General features: G+C 68.1%; 15 protein-coding genes. 6 read left to right on the forward strand and 9 right to left on the reverse strand.

The genetic code is table 11. The features are described from left to right. Nucleotides 1-423 precede the first annotated feature (423 nt). The 3 genes from G361_RS0104300 to G361_RS48040 all read left to right on the forward strand — a co-directional run bounded on the left by G361_RS0104300 (nt 424) and on the right by G361_RS48040 (nt 3,461). Nucleotides 424-1,896: a helix-turn-helix domain-containing protein gene (locus tag G361_RS0104300; RefSeq protein WP_019925821.1), complete on the forward strand. Its 1,473-nt coding sequence runs from the start codon at nt 424-426 to the stop codon at nt 1,894-1,896. 535 nt (nt 1,897-2,431) lie between these two features. Beyond that, complete coding sequence (locus G361_RS0104305; protein ID WP_196814413.1) at nt 2,432-2,911, forward strand: DUF2690 domain-containing protein; 480 nt, start codon at nt 2,432-2,434, stop codon at nt 2,909-2,911. Between the two features lie 34 nt (nt 2,912-2,945). Continuing rightward, on the forward strand, nt 2,946-3,461 hold the full coding sequence (locus G361_RS48040) for a DUF2690 domain-containing protein (protein WP_081635290.1): 516 nt from the start codon (nt 2,946-2,948) through the stop codon (nt 3,459-3,461). A gap of 20 nt (nt 3,462-3,481) precedes the next feature. Here G361_RS48040 and G361_RS0104315 read toward each other — a convergent pair whose 3' ends face one another. Next, nucleotides 3,482-3,919, reverse strand: coding sequence for a hypothetical protein (locus tag G361_RS0104315; protein ID WP_019925823.1), 438 nt, complete (start codon nt 3,917-3,919; stop codon nt 3,482-3,484). A gap of 130 nt (nt 3,920-4,049) precedes the next feature. After that, nucleotides 4,050-5,162 carry an alpha/beta fold hydrolase gene (locus G361_RS0104320; protein WP_231386778.1) on the reverse strand — a complete coding sequence of 371 codons (1,113 nt, stop codon included), beginning with the start codon at nt 5,160-5,162 and terminating at the stop codon, nt 4,050-4,052. Nucleotides 5,163-5,858: 696 nt separating this feature from the next. Here G361_RS0104320 and G361_RS0104325 point away from each other — a divergent pair. Next, nucleotides 5,859-7,064 carry an FAD-dependent monooxygenase gene (locus G361_RS0104325; protein WP_196814414.1) on the forward strand — a complete coding sequence of 402 codons (1,206 nt, stop codon included), beginning with the start codon at nt 5,859-5,861 and terminating at the stop codon, nt 7,062-7,064. Nucleotides 7,065-7,149: 85 nt separating this feature from the next. Here the strand turns inward: G361_RS0104325 and G361_RS0104330 are convergent, their stop codons facing one another. From G361_RS0104330 to G361_RS0104355, 6 genes are read right to left on the reverse strand one after another with little or no spacing between them, the layout of a single operon-like run. Continuing rightward, a complete protein-coding gene (locus tag G361_RS0104330; RefSeq protein ID WP_019925826.1) occupies nt 7,150-7,671 on the reverse strand; it encodes a hypothetical protein in 522 nt (173 codons plus the stop codon). A gap of 42 nt (nt 7,672-7,713) precedes the next feature. Beyond that, nucleotides 7,714-8,262, reverse strand: coding sequence for an OsmC family protein (locus G361_RS42290; RefSeq protein WP_019925827.1), 549 nt, complete (start codon nt 8,260-8,262; stop codon nt 7,714-7,716). Then, nucleotides 8,259-9,623, reverse strand: coding sequence for an LLM class flavin-dependent oxidoreductase (locus G361_RS0104340; protein ID WP_019925828.1), 1,365 nt, complete (start codon nt 9,621-9,623; stop codon nt 8,259-8,261). The genes G361_RS42290 and G361_RS0104340 overlap by 4 nt, the downstream gene beginning before the upstream one ends. Before the next feature lie 13 nt (nt 9,624-9,636). Beyond that, the gene (locus tag G361_RS0104345; protein ID WP_019925829.1) at nt 9,637-10,716 is read right to left on the reverse strand and encodes an ABC transporter substrate-binding protein; all 1,080 of its coding nucleotides are present in this window, start codon (nt 10,714-10,716) and stop codon (nt 9,637-9,639) included. Between the two features lie 59 nt (nt 10,717-10,775). Then, entirely contained in the window at nt 10,776-11,501 is a 726-nt protein-coding gene (locus G361_RS0104350) for an ABC transporter ATP-binding protein (protein WP_019925830.1), read from the reverse strand. Further along, on the reverse strand, nt 11,498-12,346 hold the full coding sequence (locus tag G361_RS0104355) for an ABC transporter permease (RefSeq protein WP_019925831.1): 849 nt from the start codon (nt 12,344-12,346) through the stop codon (nt 11,498-11,500). Before G361_RS0104355 ends, G361_RS0104350 begins: the two co-directional genes overlap by 4 nt. Before the next feature lie 194 nt (nt 12,347-12,540). On the opposite strand from G361_RS0104355, the gene G361_RS0104360 reads away from it, so the two are divergent. Next, nucleotides 12,541-13,164 carry a GntR family transcriptional regulator gene (locus G361_RS0104360; RefSeq protein ID WP_019925832.1) on the forward strand — a complete coding sequence of 208 codons (624 nt, stop codon included), beginning with the start codon at nt 12,541-12,543 and terminating at the stop codon, nt 13,162-13,164. Nucleotides 13,165-13,314: 150 nt separating this feature from the next. Beyond that, a complete protein-coding gene (locus tag G361_RS0104365; protein WP_019925833.1) occupies nt 13,315-13,632 on the forward strand; it encodes a hypothetical protein in 318 nt (105 codons plus the stop codon). A gap of 69 nt (nt 13,633-13,701) precedes the next feature. Here G361_RS0104365 and G361_RS0104370 read toward each other — a convergent pair whose 3' ends face one another. Further along, a complete protein-coding gene (locus G361_RS0104370) occupies nt 13,702-18,273 on the reverse strand; it encodes an SbcC/MukB-like Walker B domain-containing protein (RefSeq protein ID WP_019925834.1) in 4,572 nt (1,523 codons plus the stop codon). Nucleotides 18,274-18,316: the final 43 nt, after the last annotated feature.

The raw sequence follows: 18,316 nt of genomic DNA on the forward strand, positions 1-18,316 counted from the left end.
GGCGCGTTCGATCTGAGGTTTCCGAAGGCTTCGTGAGCCCACGCGCGGGCCGGACCCCCATGGTCTGGCAATACGCCAGAAATGCCGCCAATCGAGCCGTTTTTCCCACGGAAACAAGTGCGGCGAGCAATCCGACCAGTATGGTCGTATAACGCACAGTCGCAATGATGATCAGCATCGTGGCCATCGATGACGGCCAGAACACCGCGTTCACGGTGAACCCCCTCGGTTGCACTTATTCGGGCAATGCATTGTGCGGTCGTGGGATGCGGTAACGCATGTGCGGTGACGGGACATGTGCCGGAGACGTTCTCACCGCTCGCAGAATGTGCGCGGCGCACACATCATCGAGCAGTCGTAGCGTTCTCGGCACGGACTTCTTACCGTTGAAGGCACCAGGAACTGACGAAAGCCGGAACGACCATGGGTGCTCGCAGCCAGCTCGACACCGTACGCGCGATCCGAGATGCCGCCCACGCCGGCAGTTGGTCGGCGCCCGAGACCGTCGCGGAGATCCACCGGCAGTGCCGTGTGAGCCTGCTGCGCGCGCATCGCCTCGCCAACAATTGGACCCTCGCCGATGTGGCCGCCCGAGTGCGGGCGCAGGTCTCGGCCGCCGGCGGCCCGGCTCCCCGGGTGAACCACCCGAACATCTCCCGCTGGGAGACCGGGGAGGAGAAGCCGTCGGCCCGCAACCTCGACGCGCTGTGCCGGATCTACCATGCCCGGCCCGACACCCTGGGGTTCGGCGCCGATTACACCGACGACCCACACGACGACGTCCCCGCCCGACCGATTGTCTTGGCAACCAACCCATCCAGTCGCGACGACGAAAGAGACCGCATGTTCCGCAGAGACGTCCTTCGGGGACTACTGGCAGCGACCGCTCACGCGGCCGTGAGCAGCCATCAACTCGAGGCTGTGGAGAACACCCGCCGTGCCATGGTCGAAGCGCTGCAACGCCGCTCGGTCGAACCCAGCACCGTCGGCTGGTGGGAGGAGCAGGTCCAGCATCACGCCGCGTCGTACCGGCAACTGCCCGCTCCCCGCCTGCTGGCCGAAGTGGCTTTGGATTTCGACGATCTTCAGCAACTGCTGGCCCAACGTCAGTCCCTGGACGCCCAGCGCAGGCTCACGACCGTGACCGCCCAACTGGCGGGCCTGGTCGGCATCCTGTGCGTCGACGTCGGCGCCAGCCGAGATGCCAGCCGCTGGTTCCACACCGGGCAACTGGCCGCCGAGGAAACCGAGGACCGAGCCCTGCGAGCCTGGCTGTGCACCCGGGAAGCGCTGGCCCTGCTCTACTACGGCACCGCCGAGGAAGCCGCCAATCTGGCCAGGACGGCACGGCGACTCGCCGCGGACCGCGGATTGTCGGTGGCCGCGGCGATGGCGCCCGCGGTCGAGGCCCGAGCGCTCGCCCAGATGGGACGCAACACCGAGGCGCTCGCGGCAATCCGGCACGCCGAGAACGTCTTCGACAAGCTGCCCGGATCCGTCACCGCCGCAAAAGTATTCGGATTCACCGAGTCGAAACTCCGCTTCTACCAAGGCAATGTCCTGGCCCACGCGGCGGACATCGACACCGCGTCACGCGTACACGACCGCGCGATGGCCCTGTACCCGCTCCACGACCGCGTGGACCGGGGACACATCCAACTCGATCAGGCCATGAGCCTGCTGCGCCACGGCGAACTCGACGAGGCATGCCAGGGCGTCGGCCGAGCGCTGGTCTCCCTCCACCCGGACGACGGAACCAAGGCAGTCGATGCCCAGGCACAGAAATTCCGCGCCACGATCGGCAGCAGACTGTCCACCCACAAAGCTGTCCGCCGGCTCGACGACCTCCTCGTCAACCTGCCCAGCGAGCGTGGACAACTCGGCGATCCGACGTAGGGCTGTCACGGAAGCCGATCGTCCGGCGCAAATCGCCTGTCGGTGTGCGGATTACGAGGCGTCGTCGGGCTGGAACACCCTCAAATCCGCAGTCCCGAACGGTCACATTCCAATAGTGGGACCGGGGCGACGACGAGGAGCGCTACGACCGAGCGGGGCCTTCGGCAACCCGGAGGTTTCACGGGTTTGCCTGCCGGTGTGACCGACGCAATTCGGACCGGTCGGTTGAATTGTGATGAAACATGTTGCGATGTAATAGTTGTCGTGCCGAATTGTGCACGGCGCGATCCTCGCATGATGAGAAGTCCTGTTATCTGGGAAGTTACTGCGTGGGTGGGCGGATGTGTGTACGGTGGGTGCGAGAGAGCGTTTGCTCGGGGGCGCTGGCGGGAAACGAAATTAATTCGCACAACTAATTTTGGCAGAAGGCGATTCGTGCGCCGGGCGGACCAGCGAAACGTCGCCGGCGGACTCGACTGTCGTGCACTGTTCGAACTCCGAACCGGCATCACGCGAAGAACGGCAGGTAGAATCTGTGTTTCGACACTGGAAATGGGCAGCGATCGTGCTGGCCGTACTCATCGCGACGAACACTGTCACGGTCTTCGTCACGAAGGGGATCGTCCATGGTGATTCGCAGCATGCGCGGCCGATAATCGCCACAGGAAGCAATCCGCTCGGTACCGAGTGCTTGAAGGATGTCGTCACCGCGAACAGCGTCCGCCCTCCCGGCGGTGCTTTCGAACTGAAGCTCCTCTACTCGACGTTATGCGATGCCGTATGGGCGAAGGTGGCTCGCGCGGACAACGCAGGGTTCGGAAACCGGATCACGGTTACGGTCTTCCAGTTCTCGGATCCGCAGGGGAAGACCCGGCAGTTCGCTGATGAGTTCAACGTCGATTCGGCCTACACGATGGTTATCGTCCGACACGACCCGACCGACCGTTTGTGCGCAACTGGTTCGGTGACCAACGGTTCGGCCGAGATCAAGGTCGATACGCCGATCTGCATGTGACGCCGAGTCGCCGGCGCAGTTGTATCCGGTTGGCATGAGCCACACCGAATTCGAGAGATGGGGAATACGCGTCATGATTCGACGAACAATCACTGCTGCCGGCGTCGCATCGGCTTTGACCACCGTGGCATTGCTCGGCCCAGCCATCGCCCGAGCCGATCAGGGCGGTGACGGAGATCCCCGGAGTTGTTCGGACGCATATGTGGTGGCGTCCAATCCGCTCACCGGTGAACGTGGCCCTACGCGAGACAAGACCATCGGATACCTCGAGCTTCGCTGGTCCGGGCAGTGTCATGCCAACTGGGCCCGAGTCATCCTGTTCGGCGGAATGTACTCGTCTCCTGTCACCTTGGAGCAGGAGATCACTGTCGAAGGCCGAACGGCGAAGTCGGGTGACTATCAGATCAAGACCGGAAAGGATGGGACATCCGCATGGACACCCTACGTCCGGTTGGCGAATTCCGGGAGCACCGCCTGCGTGGCGGCGTCGGCGTCATCCGACTTCGACACGCTCAACTTCCACACCGTAGGAGCACGTTTCTGCGTGTAGAGCCGGTCGCGACGAGATACTCAGGCATACAGTTCGACCGGCGCCGATCGCTGGCCGCCGACCACCACGACTCCCAGCGCGCACACCGAACCGCGGCTGCCGCGTTCGATCATGCGGGTCGATGCAGACCGGATATCCGACTTCTGCACCACCTGGGCTTTCGGTCCGGCCGGGTCGGATCCGCACGGATAGATACTGGCTTCGATCCGGTCTGGTACCTGCTCCAATGAGCCGGACCACTCGATTGTGGCCCACGCGGTACCACAACGCGTCGAGCCGATGATCCGCAGTAGAAACTTCGGGTTGTCCATCGTGGCGCGCAGCACTTCACCGTCCATGCAGTGACGATCGGTGAAGTCGGCTCCGATCAGGGAGGTGTCGAATTCTTCTGAGCCCGGCGCGACCAGGAATACAACTCCGATCAGCAAGCCGATCGCAGCAATCGCACTGCCCAGCATTGCAAGCCCGCGTACTCGGTGCTTCACCGCATCCGGTTGTGGTATCGGAGGAGTCCGCACGCCCGTGGGCACATCGTTACCCGACTCGGATATTCGTGGCGTGGCGGCGCGGGCGTCTTCGCCACCACGCTCAGGCGGTGTGTGAGGCTTCGCCCTCCGCAGTGACAGGCCAGTATTCGTCGATGACGGCGACTGCGCGAACACCGGCGGGAATGTCACCGAAGTAGCGTTCGATACTGCTGGTCAGCGCCTGGCGACCGGCCAGTTCGAATGTGGCACAGTGCCGGACCAGCGCGGTCAGCTGCAACTTCGGATTGGTGCCACCGAAGCCCTGCCGCTGCTGGATATTGCGGGGCATCGACTTCACGAACTGCTCGCGAGTGGCGGGATCGTCGAGATCTCCTATCTCCGCCACCGCTGCCGCGATCATCGCCACGGCGTCGTCGCCGAGCAAAAACCTCGACATCGGCGGTGCCTGTTGCGATTGCAGGCGACGGTCCACCTTATCCTCCAACTGTGTGACACGGTCTGCTGCCGGTACATCTGCTGTCCCGGCGTCGCTTTCACCAAGCGCCCGGAGCAATCGAGCCTTGATGATCACGTACACCAAATCGTCGGCCGAGCGGGGTTCGATGATCGTGGAGTGGTCGCCGGGGAGATCGCCATGGTAGGGGAATGCTGCTTTCGCGGACTGCGAAGGCACGATCCGGTCCGACATTCCCGCGTACACCTCGACCGGGATCGGCGCGGTGGTCGCCGTGAACTTCTTCGCGTACACGACTTGCTGAAGGATGATGTTCTGCGTCTCGACGATCTTCTCGTTGTCCGGCCGCAGTTCGATTTCCTGTGGATTACGGCTGAACAGCTTCCGTAGCAAAAGAAAATATTCCGACCCCGAGTTGGGGGTGGCGAACATCAGGACCCTCCGCACTCGCTTCAGATCGCACCCTCGTCCGGCACGTAACTCCTGGACGAGGTACCGCTGCACGATCAAGCCGCCCTGACTGTGGCCGATGAATACAACCGGTTGGTCGGGTTCGACTTTACCGGCAAGCCAGGTGGCGAGATAGCCGGCCACTGTATCGAGGGGAGGAATCTGCTTCCTCGAGGAGAACTCGACAGGCTTGCTCGGATACTCCACCTCCATGACTTTCACCCGGCCGGCCAGATCATCGTCGCGTAGCACCAGATTCGCAAGGGGATTCCACTTGCTGCTGTCGGACAATATGCCGTGCACCAACACGAGAGTCACCTGGTCAAGCAATGCCAACCCCCTGATTTCAAGATCTGCCCCACCCGAGGCACTCGCCAATCCTACTGGGCCGCAATCCTGTATGCCGACCGGGACCTGCAAGTTGTACGTTCGGCAAGATGCGCTGTATCTCCTGTCGATGGAGCACTTGCCGGGCGAGTGCCCGAAGGCTTCTACGAGATGCAATGGGGGCGACGAGGTATTGATTCACGGCTGCGGCCCGCGAAGAAGGGTCCGAATTGTCCAGCTCGCACCGCCGGAGCGCTGAGTAAGCAAATCAGCCTATGAATGCTTCGGGCCGGCGCGAATCCACGATCGATCCGCAGTGATATCAAGAAATGCGTATCGAGGCCGCATTCGGCACTGTCACAGGCGGACGCTGCAGACCTGGCCCGAACGGCGGATTCCGTCCCGTTTGGCGCATTACAAGGTCGGCACTCGGCTCGATACGTTCTGAATCAGGTGCGCTCTGAGCTGATATGAGCTCCGAGACCGAACCGGGTCCGCCGACCAACAGGAAACGGACGAGCTGGAAGCGATCGGTCGCGGTATCTTCACCGCAGGATCGGGGGGCGCACCGATGAATTCGGGGCGGGTTCGTCGTCGGTATCCCGTGAACGCACCGGAAGCGGTGAACAGGGCAGGAACGAACCGGACCGGGATCCGGGCGCGAGCAGGAGGCGGCAAGTGAGTGGTATCAGGGTTCTGGTGGCGGGGGCGAGTATTGCGGGGCCTGCGCTGGCGCACTGGTTGTGGCGGCGGGGGGCCGAGGTGACCGTGGTGGAACGGGCTGCCGGGTTGCGGCCCGGTGGGCAGGCGGTGGACGCGCGCGGGGTCACCAAGGAGGTCATCCGGCGGATGGGGCTGGACGCGGCGGTGCGGGCGGCGCGGACCGAGACCGCGGGGGCGTACACCGTGGACGAGGACGGGAAGGTGCTGGAGACCTTCAGTGCCGCCGACGACGGTGGGGACGGGTACATCTCGGAGATCGAGATCCTGCGCGGTGATCTGTCCCGGGTGCTGCACGACGATACGTGTGACGGTGTCGAATATATCTTCGGTGACCGGATCGCCGAGCTCACCCAGGACGCGGACGGGGTGGATGTGGTCTTCGCCGGTGGCGAGCGGCGGCGTTTCGAGTTGGTGATCGGGGCGGACGGGCTGCATTCGGCGTTGCGCGCCATGGTTTTCGGGCCGCGGGAGCGGTTCCTCCGCCATCTCGGGCATGTGCTGGCCTTCTACAGTGTGCCCAACGAGTTCGGGCTCGATCGCTGGATGCTCGACTATCAGGAGTCGGGGCGGTCCGCGGGGTTGCGGCCCGTCCCGGACGCCACCCGGGCGATGGCCGTGTTCTTCTTCGCCGCAGGCGATTTCGATGTCGACTACCGCGATATCGAGGCCCAGAAGAGCTTGCTGCGCAAGCAGATGACCGGGATGGGCTGGTTGGCCCCGCGCATCCTCGCGCATCTGGACGACACTCCGGACTTCTATCTCGACCAGGTCGCTCAGGTGGTGATGGATCGCTGGTCGAGTGGACGGGTCGGGCTGATCGGGGACGCGGCGTTCAGCTCGTCACCGCTGTCGGGGCAGGGTACCGGGCTGGCCCTGGTCGGCGCCTACGTGCTGGCCGGTGAGCTGGCCGCGGCCGGCTGGGATCCAGCGGCGGGATTCGCCGGATACGAGGCGCGGATGCGCTCGTTCGTCGAGGCCAATCAGGAGATGGGCCGGTTGCACGCGCAGAGCCTCGCGGCCACCGATCCGGCCGCCGCGCCGGCCGCGGACGCCGAGTGGCTTCCCGCGCTGATCGAGCGCGCGCTCAACGGTATCGAGTTGTCCGACTACGAGGGGGTGCCGGACTCCGGAGCGCGGATCACCGATCACGTCGCCGGCTGAGCCGTCCGTGTGACAGCACCCCACTCGATTTCCCTACCCGCTCATCGTCTTCGGGGCGTCGGCCGGCCTGCCCGGCGGAAGGTGTCTACCAGCGGACCATGGGTAGGGGGTGGGTGGGGTGGGTCAGCGCGTAGAGGGTGGCTCGGCGGACCAGGAATGCGTGGAATCCTCGGTAAGGCAGTTGCGCGACAACGGCTTCGACGTCGGCGCGGGTCGCCGGGCGACGGAGCAGTCCGCGGCTGGCGTCGATGCGGTCCGCGACGCGGAACGTTTCGGACAATCGGTCGTTGTTCGCGCGCAGACGATGGTGGTCGAGCACCATGCGCCGTGCGCCCTCGATATCGTCGACACCGAAGTCCGCGGCATGCTGCTCGACCAGATCCGCCGAGGGTTCCAGGTAATCCCAGGTTCCCGCAGTCCAGATGCCCAGGTCGTGCACGGCCCACGCCAGCGCCGCCGCGTCGGGTACGGGCTCACCCAGCAGCAGTTGCTGGTAGTTCAGGCTGCGCAGCACGTGATTTCGATACGTGGGCAACGACTCACCGATTTCACGGCGATACCGATCGAGTACCGCATCCACGATCGGATGAGACGTCCGCACCTGCATATCCCGCTCCTGTGGGTCGCTGGATCGAATGCGGTCCCGACGCTACCCGAGAAGGTCGGGCTGGATGGCTCGGGCGATCGGTGCGCCGCGTGTCGGTGCGTCGGATCGGTCCGCGAACACCGTGAGTTCGATTCCGCTGCCGCGTAATACGGTGTTGTAGATCGGGCAGGTCGCCACGTATCGGGCGGCGAGTTGCTCGGCGGTGGGCTGGTCCACGCCGGTGATGTGCACGGTCATGCGGGTGTATTCGTAGCGGGTCGGATCTTCGGGGTCGCGGGCGTGCGTGGCGTCGGCGCGCACGGCGGTCACCGGCAGACCCGTTGTGGCGGCGTTGTTCTCGATGTTCGCCAGTGCGCAGGACACCAGTGCGCCGAGGAGTAGTTCGCCGGCCCGGATGGATTCGCCGGGGCCGAAGCGGGAGTCGGTGATCAGATGGTCGGTGCGGGCGTCGAGCACGAATCGGCCCACGACACCGGCGATCGTGTGGCCGGATACCCGGGCCGTGTTCTCCGGTGCGGTAGTGGCGGATTCGCCGGTCGTCGGGTGGTTGTGCGCGCGGCCGGGTTTGTCGGCGGCCGGGAAGTCGCTCATGACAACACCTTTCGCGCGGTGGGGACGCGGTGGGTCCACTCGCCGGATTCCGCGCGGGACAGGCCGAGGTGGTCGCGGAGGGTGCTTCCGGTGTACTCGGTGCGAAACAGGTTGCGGCGCTGTAGTTCCGGGACCACCTGGCGGGTGAAGTCCTCGAAGCCGCCGGGCTGATAAGGGGCTTGGATGGTGAAGCCGTCGCAGGCGCCGCCGGTGAACCACTGTTCGAGGCCGTCGGCGACCTCGGCGGCGGTGCCGACGAATCCGCCCTCGACCCGGCCGCCGTACTGTTTGCCGAGCTGGCGCAGGGTCAGGCCGTCGCGTTCGGTGATCTCGCGGACCTCGCGGTAGTGGCCCTCGACGCCGGGCACCTCGACGTCCGGCAGGCGCTCGTCCAGAGGGAACGTCGACAGGTCCACATCCAGGTGGTACGCCAGCGTGGACAGGCCGCCCAGCGGCGGCACCAGATCGAACAGTTCGTCGTGCAGCCGGCGCGCGATCTCGGTGGTGGGGCCGATGATCGGGGTGATCGAGGGCAGGATCTTCAGCTGCCGCGGATCGCGGCCGTGCGCCGCCGCGCGCTCCTTGATCTCGGCGTAGAACGCCTGCGCCGATTCCAGCGACGCGTGGCTGCAGAAGATCACGTCGGACCAGCGCGCGGCGAAATCCTTCCCCTTCGCCGAGGCGCCGGCCTGGATCAGCACCGGGTAGCCCTGCGGCGGTCGCGGCACGTTCAACGGGCCACGGACGGTGAAGAATTCACCGGCGTGGTCGACGGCCCGGACCCGTTCGGGATCGGCGAACAGCGGCGTCGCGGTGTCCAGGACCAGGGCGTCGTCGTCCCAGCTGTCCCACAGTTTTCCGGCCACCTCGAGGAATTCGTCGGCCCGCTCGTAGCGCTGCTCGCGCGGGAACTGGCTGTCCCGGTTGAAGTTCCGCGCCTCGGACTCCTGGAAGGAGGTGACGATGTTCCACGCCGCGCGACCGCCGGTGAGATGGTCGAGGGTGGCGAAGGAGCGGGCCACGGTGTACGGCTGCGCGTAGGTGGTGGACACCGTCGCGGCCAGGCCCAGCCGGTCGGTGACCGCGCCCATCGAGGCCAGCACGTGCAGAGGGTCCAGCCGCAGCGAACCGAGCGCGCCGTTGCGCAGCTGGGTGTCGGTGCTACCGCCGAAACGGTCGGGCACGGACAGGATGTCGGCGAAGAAGGCCAGATCGAAACGCCCGGCCTCCAGGGTGCGGGCGATGTTCTGGTAGTAGCTCTGGTTCAGCCAGCCGGGCACCGAACCCGGATAACGCCAGCCGCCCGGCCGGCCGGGGCCCGCGGTGACGAACGCGGCGAGATGCATCTGCGAATGGGACATGAGGGGGCGCAACCTATTTCGCTAGTTCCGCGTCGACGACGCGCTTGATCGAATCGAATCGGGAGTCCTGCAACCAGGTGGTCACGTCCACCTGCTCCGGATAGACACCGAGCCGATGGAAGTTGTCGGCCAGATCCTGGGTACCGGCGATCGCGGCGTGGCCGACCGAGGTGAACTGTCCCGCACCGGAATACGACAACCGCTTCGACTTCACCAGATCCCGGTACACGTCGGCCTCCAGTTGGTTGTCGCCGAAGCCGCCGAGCTTCGTGAACGCCGCGACCGAGGCGTCCGGATCGGATTCGATCCAGCGCTGCGCGTCCCGGACGTTGCGGACCAGGGTGGCGGCCTGCTGCGGATGGTTGTTCGCGAACGACTCACTGGCGACGAAGAACGCGTAGTCGTAGGTGCGCACATTCGGCAGGGTCGCCGCGTTGTGCCGGCGGCGGGCCAGTTCGGCGGTGGGCTGCCAGGTGATCCAGGCGTCGACCTTGCCCTGCGCGAAGGCGGATTCGGCGTCGGCGGCGGTGAGGTTCGCGTACTGGATGTCGCCGATGGTCAGGCCGGCGGAGTCCAGATATTTGATCAGACTGTAGGTTCCGGTGGTGCCGCGCTGATCGGCGACGCGTCGCCCCTTCAGATCGGCGGCCGACCTGATCGGCGAACCCTGCGGCACCAGGATCTCGACCTCGTCGGCGGGCAACGGATACGCCACCAGCGGCACGATCGGCACGCCACCGCCGATGGCGTAGATGACGGCGGTGGCGGTGGCGAACGAGAAGTCGACGCTGTGCGCCTTGATCGCCTCCATCACCGGCAGCGAGGCGGGGAAGCCGGTCGGCCATTCCAGTTGCACGCCACCGAGTTCCGCGCCGAGGTCGGCGCCGCTGAGCTTGTTGCGCAACACCGTGCCGGGCTCGGCGCGGCCGTCGCCGATCAGCGCGTAGCGCACCCGGGTCAGCGGTCCGCTGTCCTTCGCGCCGGAGCCGGATCCGTTGCCGCAGCCGGCGAGCGCCAGGGCCGACAGCCCCAGCAGTCCGGCGCCGGCGGCGACGAATCCGCGCCTGCCGATGGTGCGCGAGGTCGGTGACATCGTGGAATACCTTTCGATCGGGAAATGGGTTGTCGCGGGGCCTGATTCGAGCCGGGGCGTCAGCCGCGCAGGGCACGGTCCGCGGCGAGCAGGCCGTCGAGGAGTTCGGCCTTGTGGGCCGCGAGTTCGGGATCGCCGTGCGAGCGCGGTCGCGGCCGGTCGATGCGCAGGTCGCGGGTGATGCCGTCGCCGGTCAGCAGCAGCACCCGGTCGGAGAGGATCAGGGCCTCCTCGACGTCGTGGGTGACCAGTACGACGGTGCGCGGCTGTTCGGCGAGCAGCCGTTCGAGCAACTGCTGCATGGTGACCCGGGTGACGGCGTCCAGTGCGCCGAACGGTTCGTCGAGCAGCAGTACGTCCGGCCGGTGCAGCAGGGCCCGGGCCAGCGCGACCCGCTGCCGCTGGCCGCCGGACAGTTCCAGCGGCCAATCCCGTTCCCGCCCGGCCAATCCCACCGCGTGCAGCAGTTCCACCGCGCGATCGTGGCGGCCGCGCACGCCGAGCCGGACGTTCTGCAGGACGGTCCGCCACGGCAGTAGCCGATCCTCCTGGAACATCATGCGGCACAACGGCTCCCGGTCGCCGGTGGCGTGCACCCGGCCGGTGGTGGGACGTTCCAGCCCGGCCAGCAGCCGCAGCAGGGTCGACTTCCCGACGCCGCTGGGCCCGAGCACGGTGACGAATTCGCCCGGCGCGATGGTGAGGTCGATCCCGTGCAGGATCCGGGTGTCGCGGTATCGGTGGCCGACCCCGGCCAGCCGCAGACCCACCGGTGCGCCGGTCATCCTCGGATATCCTTCCGGTAGTTGACATTCCAGCGCAGCACCCGGCGTTCCAGCAGCCGCACCAGTTGGTCGGCGACCAGCCCGGCCAGCGCGTAGAGCAGGATCGCGAGCACGATGCGGTCGTTGCGCAGCAGGTCGCGGCCGTTCTGGGCGAGGTAACCGATACCGTCGCTGGTGGCGATGGTCTCGCCCACGACGAGGGTGAGCCAGGCCACGCCGAGCGCGTAGCGGATGCCGGTGAGGATCATCGGCATCGCGCCGGGCACCACCACCTCGTGGATCAGGCCCGGGGTCCGCAGGCCGTAGGAACGGCCGAGCTGCACCAGTTTCGGGTCGACGGAACGGATTCCGGCGACGGTGTTGAGGTACACCGGGAACAGCACGCCGACGGCGACCAGCACGATCTTGGGCAGTTCCCCGATCCCGAACGCGGCGATCAGCAGCGGCACCACCGCCAGATGCGGGACGGCCCGCAACATCTGCACGCTCCGGTCCACCAGTGCCTCGGCGATCCGGGACAGGCCGACCGCGAAGCCCAGCGCCAGCCCGAGCGCGGCGCCGATCCCGAAACCGATCGCGACCCGCCGGACGCTGGCCAGCAGGTAGCGGGGGAGTTCGCCGTCGCGCCACAGCGAGCGCGCGGTGGCGAGCACCTTGCTCGGCGGCGGCAGGATCGTGGCGTCGACGGCGCCGGTGGCGGCTCCCCACTGCCAGGCGAGCACCAGCACGACCGGCACCACCCACGGCAGCAGGGCGGTGGCGGACCCGGCGACGGTCGGGAGACGGCGGCGCGCGACCCGCGTGCCGGCGGGTCGCCGGGTGCCGGCGGTGCGGGCCTCAGACACGGCGTCGCACCCGCGGCCGTCCAGGTGGGGTTCGCATGATTCTCCTCGCTCGCTGGTGTGCGAGAGGAATGCTGGCACTGCTGCACGCAGTTGTCGACATTTGTATACAGAGAGATTCGAATCCTTGGCGCGGGTCCGCGCGGACTGGTAATCGTTGCCCGGTGCCCGGACGTGAAGAAGGGGAAGATGGGTCGATGCACCACGAATCGCCGCCGTACAAGCAGTTGCGTGACCGGATCACCGGCCGGGTGTATCCGCCGGGCGCACTGCTGATTCCGGCGACGGTCGGTACCGAGCTCGGCGTCTCGCGCACCCCGGTCCGCGAGGCGCTGCACCGGCTGGAGTACGAGGGCCTGGTGGTCCAGGCGTCACGCGGTTATCGCGTCCGGGAGCGGACCGCCGAGGAGTTGCTGGAGATCTACGACGCGCGCATCGCGCTGGAATCGGCGGTGGCGTTCTCCGCCGCGACCCGCCGCTCCGAGATCGACCTGGCCCGGTTGTCGCGCATGTTCGACGCCGCCGTGGCGAGCCCGGACCCGGACACCGCGCTCGGCCTGCACCGGAACTGGCACCACGCGCTGCGCGAGGCCGCTCACAACGGCACCATCGGCGAGTTGATGGATCGTCTCGACGCGCAGATGGCTCCCTTCGAGGCCGATCAGGTCCGGGCCCCGGACAATCTGGCGCTGATCGAGGACGAACATCGCGAGATCCTGGCCGCGGTGGTCGCGGGCGAGGCCGAACGGGCCCGCACCGCGATGATCGCCCACCAGATCCGCACCCGCGATCTGCGCATCGCCGCGATGGCCGCCCGCTAGCCGACGTGCGCGGCGGACACGCCGCTGTCGAGTGCCATTCTCGGACTTGCCGGGGCGAGGTCGCGGAAATCCGGGCCGGAGAGGGTAGAACTTACCGCCGTGCTTCACCGGTTCCACACAGTCCGCTGCTGTCAGGGAAGGGAGCAATACATGTTCGCAAAGAGGGCGATTCGCCTTCTCACGCTCGTCGCGGCGAGCGCGGCGCTGACCTCGGTCGGGGTCGCGTCGGCCGATGTCGAATGGGCCACGGATGCGCGCGTCCAGTGCGTCCAGCAGAACTGGCCCACCGTCAAGGCCAAGTACGACCCGCTGCTGAACCAGGCCTCGCCGGCCGATCGGCAGATGTTGCAGAGCTTCATCGGGCCGGACGGCATGCTGATCGACGAGCCGAGTGCCGACCAGATCCGGGACGCCGCCGGCCGTATCCCGTCGAACGCGCTGGACACGGTGTTCGCCGGTATCTGCTAGTCCGGTCGCTCGTCGCCGGGGCCGGGCCGGATCAGTGGCCCGGCCCCGGTGGCGTTTCCGGATCGCTTGTCACGGTGTGAGTTCCAGCGCCTCGTCGAAGGTGATACCGCCCTCCACGGTGTGCGCGACCCGGCGGCGGTTCGGGGAGCCGAGCGCCGTCGTGAGGTCCGAACCGTCGTGCTCGGCCAGGAGATCCCGCGAATCCCACACCAGCAGAGTCGCGCTGACGGTGTTCTCGGCCGCGGAGTGGGCCAGATCGTAGTGCGCGCAGGCGGGGACGTGGTCGTAGGTGATCCACAGGTCGTAGCCGGTCATGAACAGGTCGAGATCGAAATCCACCGACAGGCCGAGCAATTCGCTGCGCCCGTTGTCGTCGACGCCCGCGAACGCCTCGTCCAGCGCCAGCAGCCGCGGCGCCTGCGGGTCGGCCGAATCCAGCATCACGTGGGCGGCCGCGAACAGCGGAAGATGCAGCGACACCGACTGTTCGCCGCCGGACAGCGCGCTGTGCCGGGCCACGGTGAGCCGGTCCTCGGTGCCGTCGGCGGTGATCAGGGTGAAGGCGAACACCCGCCAGGTGCGGTAATCCAGTGTGGTGGCGAGGATTTCGGGATAGGACCGCTCCGGGTGGGCCGCGCGCGCGGCGCGGATCTCGGCCGCGAAATGGGCACGGACGGTGGCCAGATCGTCGGAGGAGAGGTCGGTGGTGTCGCGATCGAGCAGCTTGCACACCGCGCGTGCGGATTCCGACAGGGTGTCGGCCAGCACCCAGTGCACGCCGATGGTGTTACCGGACGACATGCGGCGCTGCTTCATCTCCGTGCCCATACGAGCGATGAGTTGCCTTGCGTCGCCGGTACGTTCGTGGATCTGCTGGGCCAGGCCGGACAGCAGCGCATCCTCGAGGATGCGGCGTTCGGCGTCGGTGAGCAGCAGTTCCTGATCGGAGCGGGCGCCGGCGATGCGCTCGGCGAAGTCGGCCAGCGCGGCCGCGCCCTGTTCGTCGTGCACCTGCACCACGGTCAGCCCGTCCGCGGCGTCCCACTGCAACCGGTAGTCCTGCCCGGTGGCCGCGAGCGCGGCGTCGAACTCCTGCAGCGCGGCGGTGACGGCACTGCGGGTGGATTTGCGGACCGCCTCCCCGGCCCGCACGGAAGTCGTTGCGGCGGAAAGACTGTCGAACAGCTGCTGCACCTCCTCGGGCAGTACCCGCGGTTCCGCGTGCGGGCCGCCGGTCTCGATGCGATACAGCAGTTGTTCCGGCGTGGACCAGGCGCCCTCGGTGGCGGGCCAGCGCCCGGCCGCGGCGCCGAGCAGCGACAACAGATCCGGGCGGGCATACGGCGCCAGGGCCTTCACATCGGCGAGCAGTTCGGTGAGTGCGGTGCGCAGCGCGTCGTTCGCGGCCCGGTAGGCGCCCTCCGCGGAGCCGACCCCCTCGATCGCGTCGGCGGCCGCCTTGCGGGCCGACTTCTGTTCCGCGCGTGCGGCATCGATGCGTTCGCGGGCCAGCTCCAGTTCGCGGTCGATATCGGCCGCCCCGGCGCCGAGTGCGTCCCGCAGCGTCTCCAGCTTGCGCAGCTGTTCCTGATAACCGCTCTGCGCGGCCTCGGCCTCCTCGGCGAAGGCCTCGGCCAGATCCCGGGATTCGGCGAGCCGGTCGTCGGCCTCACGGCGGCGTTCGGCCTCGCGCTGCTGATCACCGCGCAGCCGCAACAGCGTGGTACCGGTGTTCTCGAAATGCCGGATCGCGGCGGCGAGGGCGTCGAGCGCGGCCGGATCGCGCGGCGCCCGGCGGCCCGCCGCCACGGCCCGCGCCTTCTTGTCGGCGGCGGTGTGCGCGGCGACGGCCTGATCGAGGTCGCGCTCGGCATGCGCCGCGGTCTCGGTCCGCTCCCGCAGCACCCCGGCCGCCTCGGCGACCGCCCGCTGCGCCGCGAATACGGCGGTGGTGCGCGGTAATGCCTTGGCGGCGGCGGAGATTCGGGTCAACTCGGCGGTCGCGGCCTGCTCCTCGGCGTGGGCCTGCCGTTCGGCGGCGGCTGCCGTCGCCACGGCCGTGGCGAGTTCCCCGAGCCGGGCCGTCCGCCGCCGCGCCCGCGCGGTGGCGCCGATGAATTCGGCCTGCGCCTTGGTGTGCCTGCCCAGCTGCACACCCTGCCGGTAGTGGCCGTCGGTGCCGATCACCACCGGATCCACACTGCCGCTGGTGTTCTCGGGGCTGTCGGCGTCGAAAGGATCCTTCGGCGAGCCGGCGGTGGTGGCTTGTGCGCGACCGGATGAGCTGTCGGCACCCCGGCCGTGGTCCGTCGCCGTCGGCGGCGCGCCACCCGAGGCGGTGCGGGTGCCGTCGGCCGACGGCGACGGTCCGCCTGCCGGTGCGGATTCGGCGGACGGGCCGATCGAGGAGCGGCCGGGGCCGGTCACGGCGGAATCGTCCAGCGCGATCGAGGACAGTACGGCGGCGACGAAATCCGCTGATACGGAACGGATGCCGGAGACCCGGGGACCGTGCGCGGCGACGGTTCCGGAGTTCATCCCGGTTGTGCTCGCGTAGCCGGTGGTGTCCGCCGCGACGTTGCCGGTGCTCTCGCCATTGGTGCCGTGACGGTCCGCGGCGGTCGCGCCGTCGTCTCGGGGGCGGTTATCCCCGTCGGCGACATCCTCGTCCACGACCAGGACGTCGGCGAGGGTGCGACCGGCGGGGCGCAGATGTGGTGGGAGTGGGCGCAGGAACTGGTCGGATTCGTGGGCGGGCAGTGCGGTGTCGTCGCACAGCCAGGCGTCGAGCAGGTTGGCCGCCTGCAGGGCCGCTTCGATGCCGGCGGCCTGGTCGGCGGTGACCTGGTCGGCGAAGCGCACCAGCCGCCACAGCGGTGCGCCGGGGCGACCGGCGCGGTCGTCGGTGCGGGCCGCGAAAGGCGGTGGGGCGTCGTCGTTCTCGGCCGCGACGCGCTGTTGTTCGGCGCGCAGGCCGGCGAGGTCGTCGGCGGCCCGCGCGGCGGCGGTGCGGGCCTGCTCGCGGCGGCCGCGGATGGCATCGATCAGTGGCTCGGTGTGTTCGGCCAGCACCTCGGCGGGGGTGGGGCCGTCGTGCCCTTCGGCCTGCGCCGCGTCCAGCGCCGGGAGCAGGTCGGCGCCGGGGCCGAACACCTCGCGCTGGGTGGTCCACCATTCACGCAGTGCCGCAGCGGTATTCGCGCGGGCCAGGGTGACGCCGGCCTCGGCCTCGGCGAGGGCGGCGGTCGCGGTGTCGCGCTGGTCGGCGGCGCGCTGAGCGGCGCGTTCGGCGCGGGACCGATCGGTTTCGGCGGTGTCGACCAGGACCAGCGCCTGCCGCACGGCCCGCACATCCGCGTCGCGCTCCTCGGCGTGGCTGCGCACGGTGACCGTGAGTTGTTCCGCGCGTGCGGTTTCCGGGACCGCGGACCAGTCGGTGCCCGCCTCCTCGGCGGCGGTCCGCAGCTCGTCCTCGCCGCGGTTGCGGGCCGCGACCGCGGTCTCGAGGGCGGCGCGGGCGTGATCGGCCTCGCCCGCGCGCTGTTCCACCACCTGCCGGGCCTTGGTCGCCTTGTCGCGGTGCACGGCGGCCGAGGTCTCCAACCGGCGCACCGCGTCGGCCAGATCGTCGAGTTGCTGTTTGCCCTCATAGGCGCCGGAGCGTTGCAGCGTCTCGCGATCGGCGAGGGACTGTTCGTACCCGCGGTCGGCCTCCTCGGCCCGCGCCTCCGCGGCGGTGCGCTCGGACTCGCGGCGTTCGCGCAACGCGGTGGCCGCGAACAGCGCGGTACCGGCGTGGGTGACCGCCTCCAGCCGCGCCCCGACCTGATCCACATCGGACTTCGCCTGTACCGCAAGGTATTTCCGGTACACGCCGACGAAGGCGCGGGTGGCGGTGTCGGCCTGGACCAGACCCTCGAGGGTGCGCCCGACCTCTTCCATATCGCTGAACGAGCGAGCCGCGTCGAGGATCAGCTGATCGTCCAGCGGCCGCAGTCCGTCGGTGAGCGCCTGCGACAGGCCACGCGGGTCGAGATTCTTCGCCAGCTGCGGACGCCGCAGTGTCAGAATGAGATTGATGAGCTGGTCGTAGCGCTGCAACCCGAGCCCGAACATGCGCGCGTCGATGGCGGCCCGATAGTCCAGCGGCCGGTCCACGATGGCGTCCGTGCCGACCTGCTCCGCCAATTGCTTCCGGGTCAGCGGCCGGTCGTCGGTGCCGATCAGCGAGAAGTCCACGCCCACCCGGCCGTCGGCGACGAAGTACCAGCGCGTCACCTTGTCCGAGGATTTCGTGGCCCGCATGCCGATGCCGACCGTCACCACCTCGGGATCGTCCCAGTCGCCGCGCGCGAACTCCATCCACACGTACGAGTACGCCGAATCCTGTTTGCGATACAGCAGATTCGACTTCATCGTGCGTTCCTCGCCGGCGAACGGGTTGAGCCGGCGCGGCTCGATGCGACCGTCGAACACGAAGGGGAACAACACCTCCAGGCCCTTGGTCTTGCCGGATCCGTTGGGGCCGCGCAACACCAGCCGCCCGTCGGCGAAGCAGAACTCCTGGTCGCGATAGTCCCAGAGATTGACGATGCCCGCCCGGGTCGGGACGAACCGGACACCACCGTGGATGAGGCTCACCGGCCACCTGTCCCTTCCGTACTCGGTCGGTATGTCGGGCCGG

Origin of the sequence: Nocardia sp. BMG111209 (genome assembly GCF_000381925.1) — a bacterium.
Classification (GTDB): domain Bacteria; phylum Actinomycetota; class Actinomycetes; order Mycobacteriales; family Mycobacteriaceae; genus Nocardia.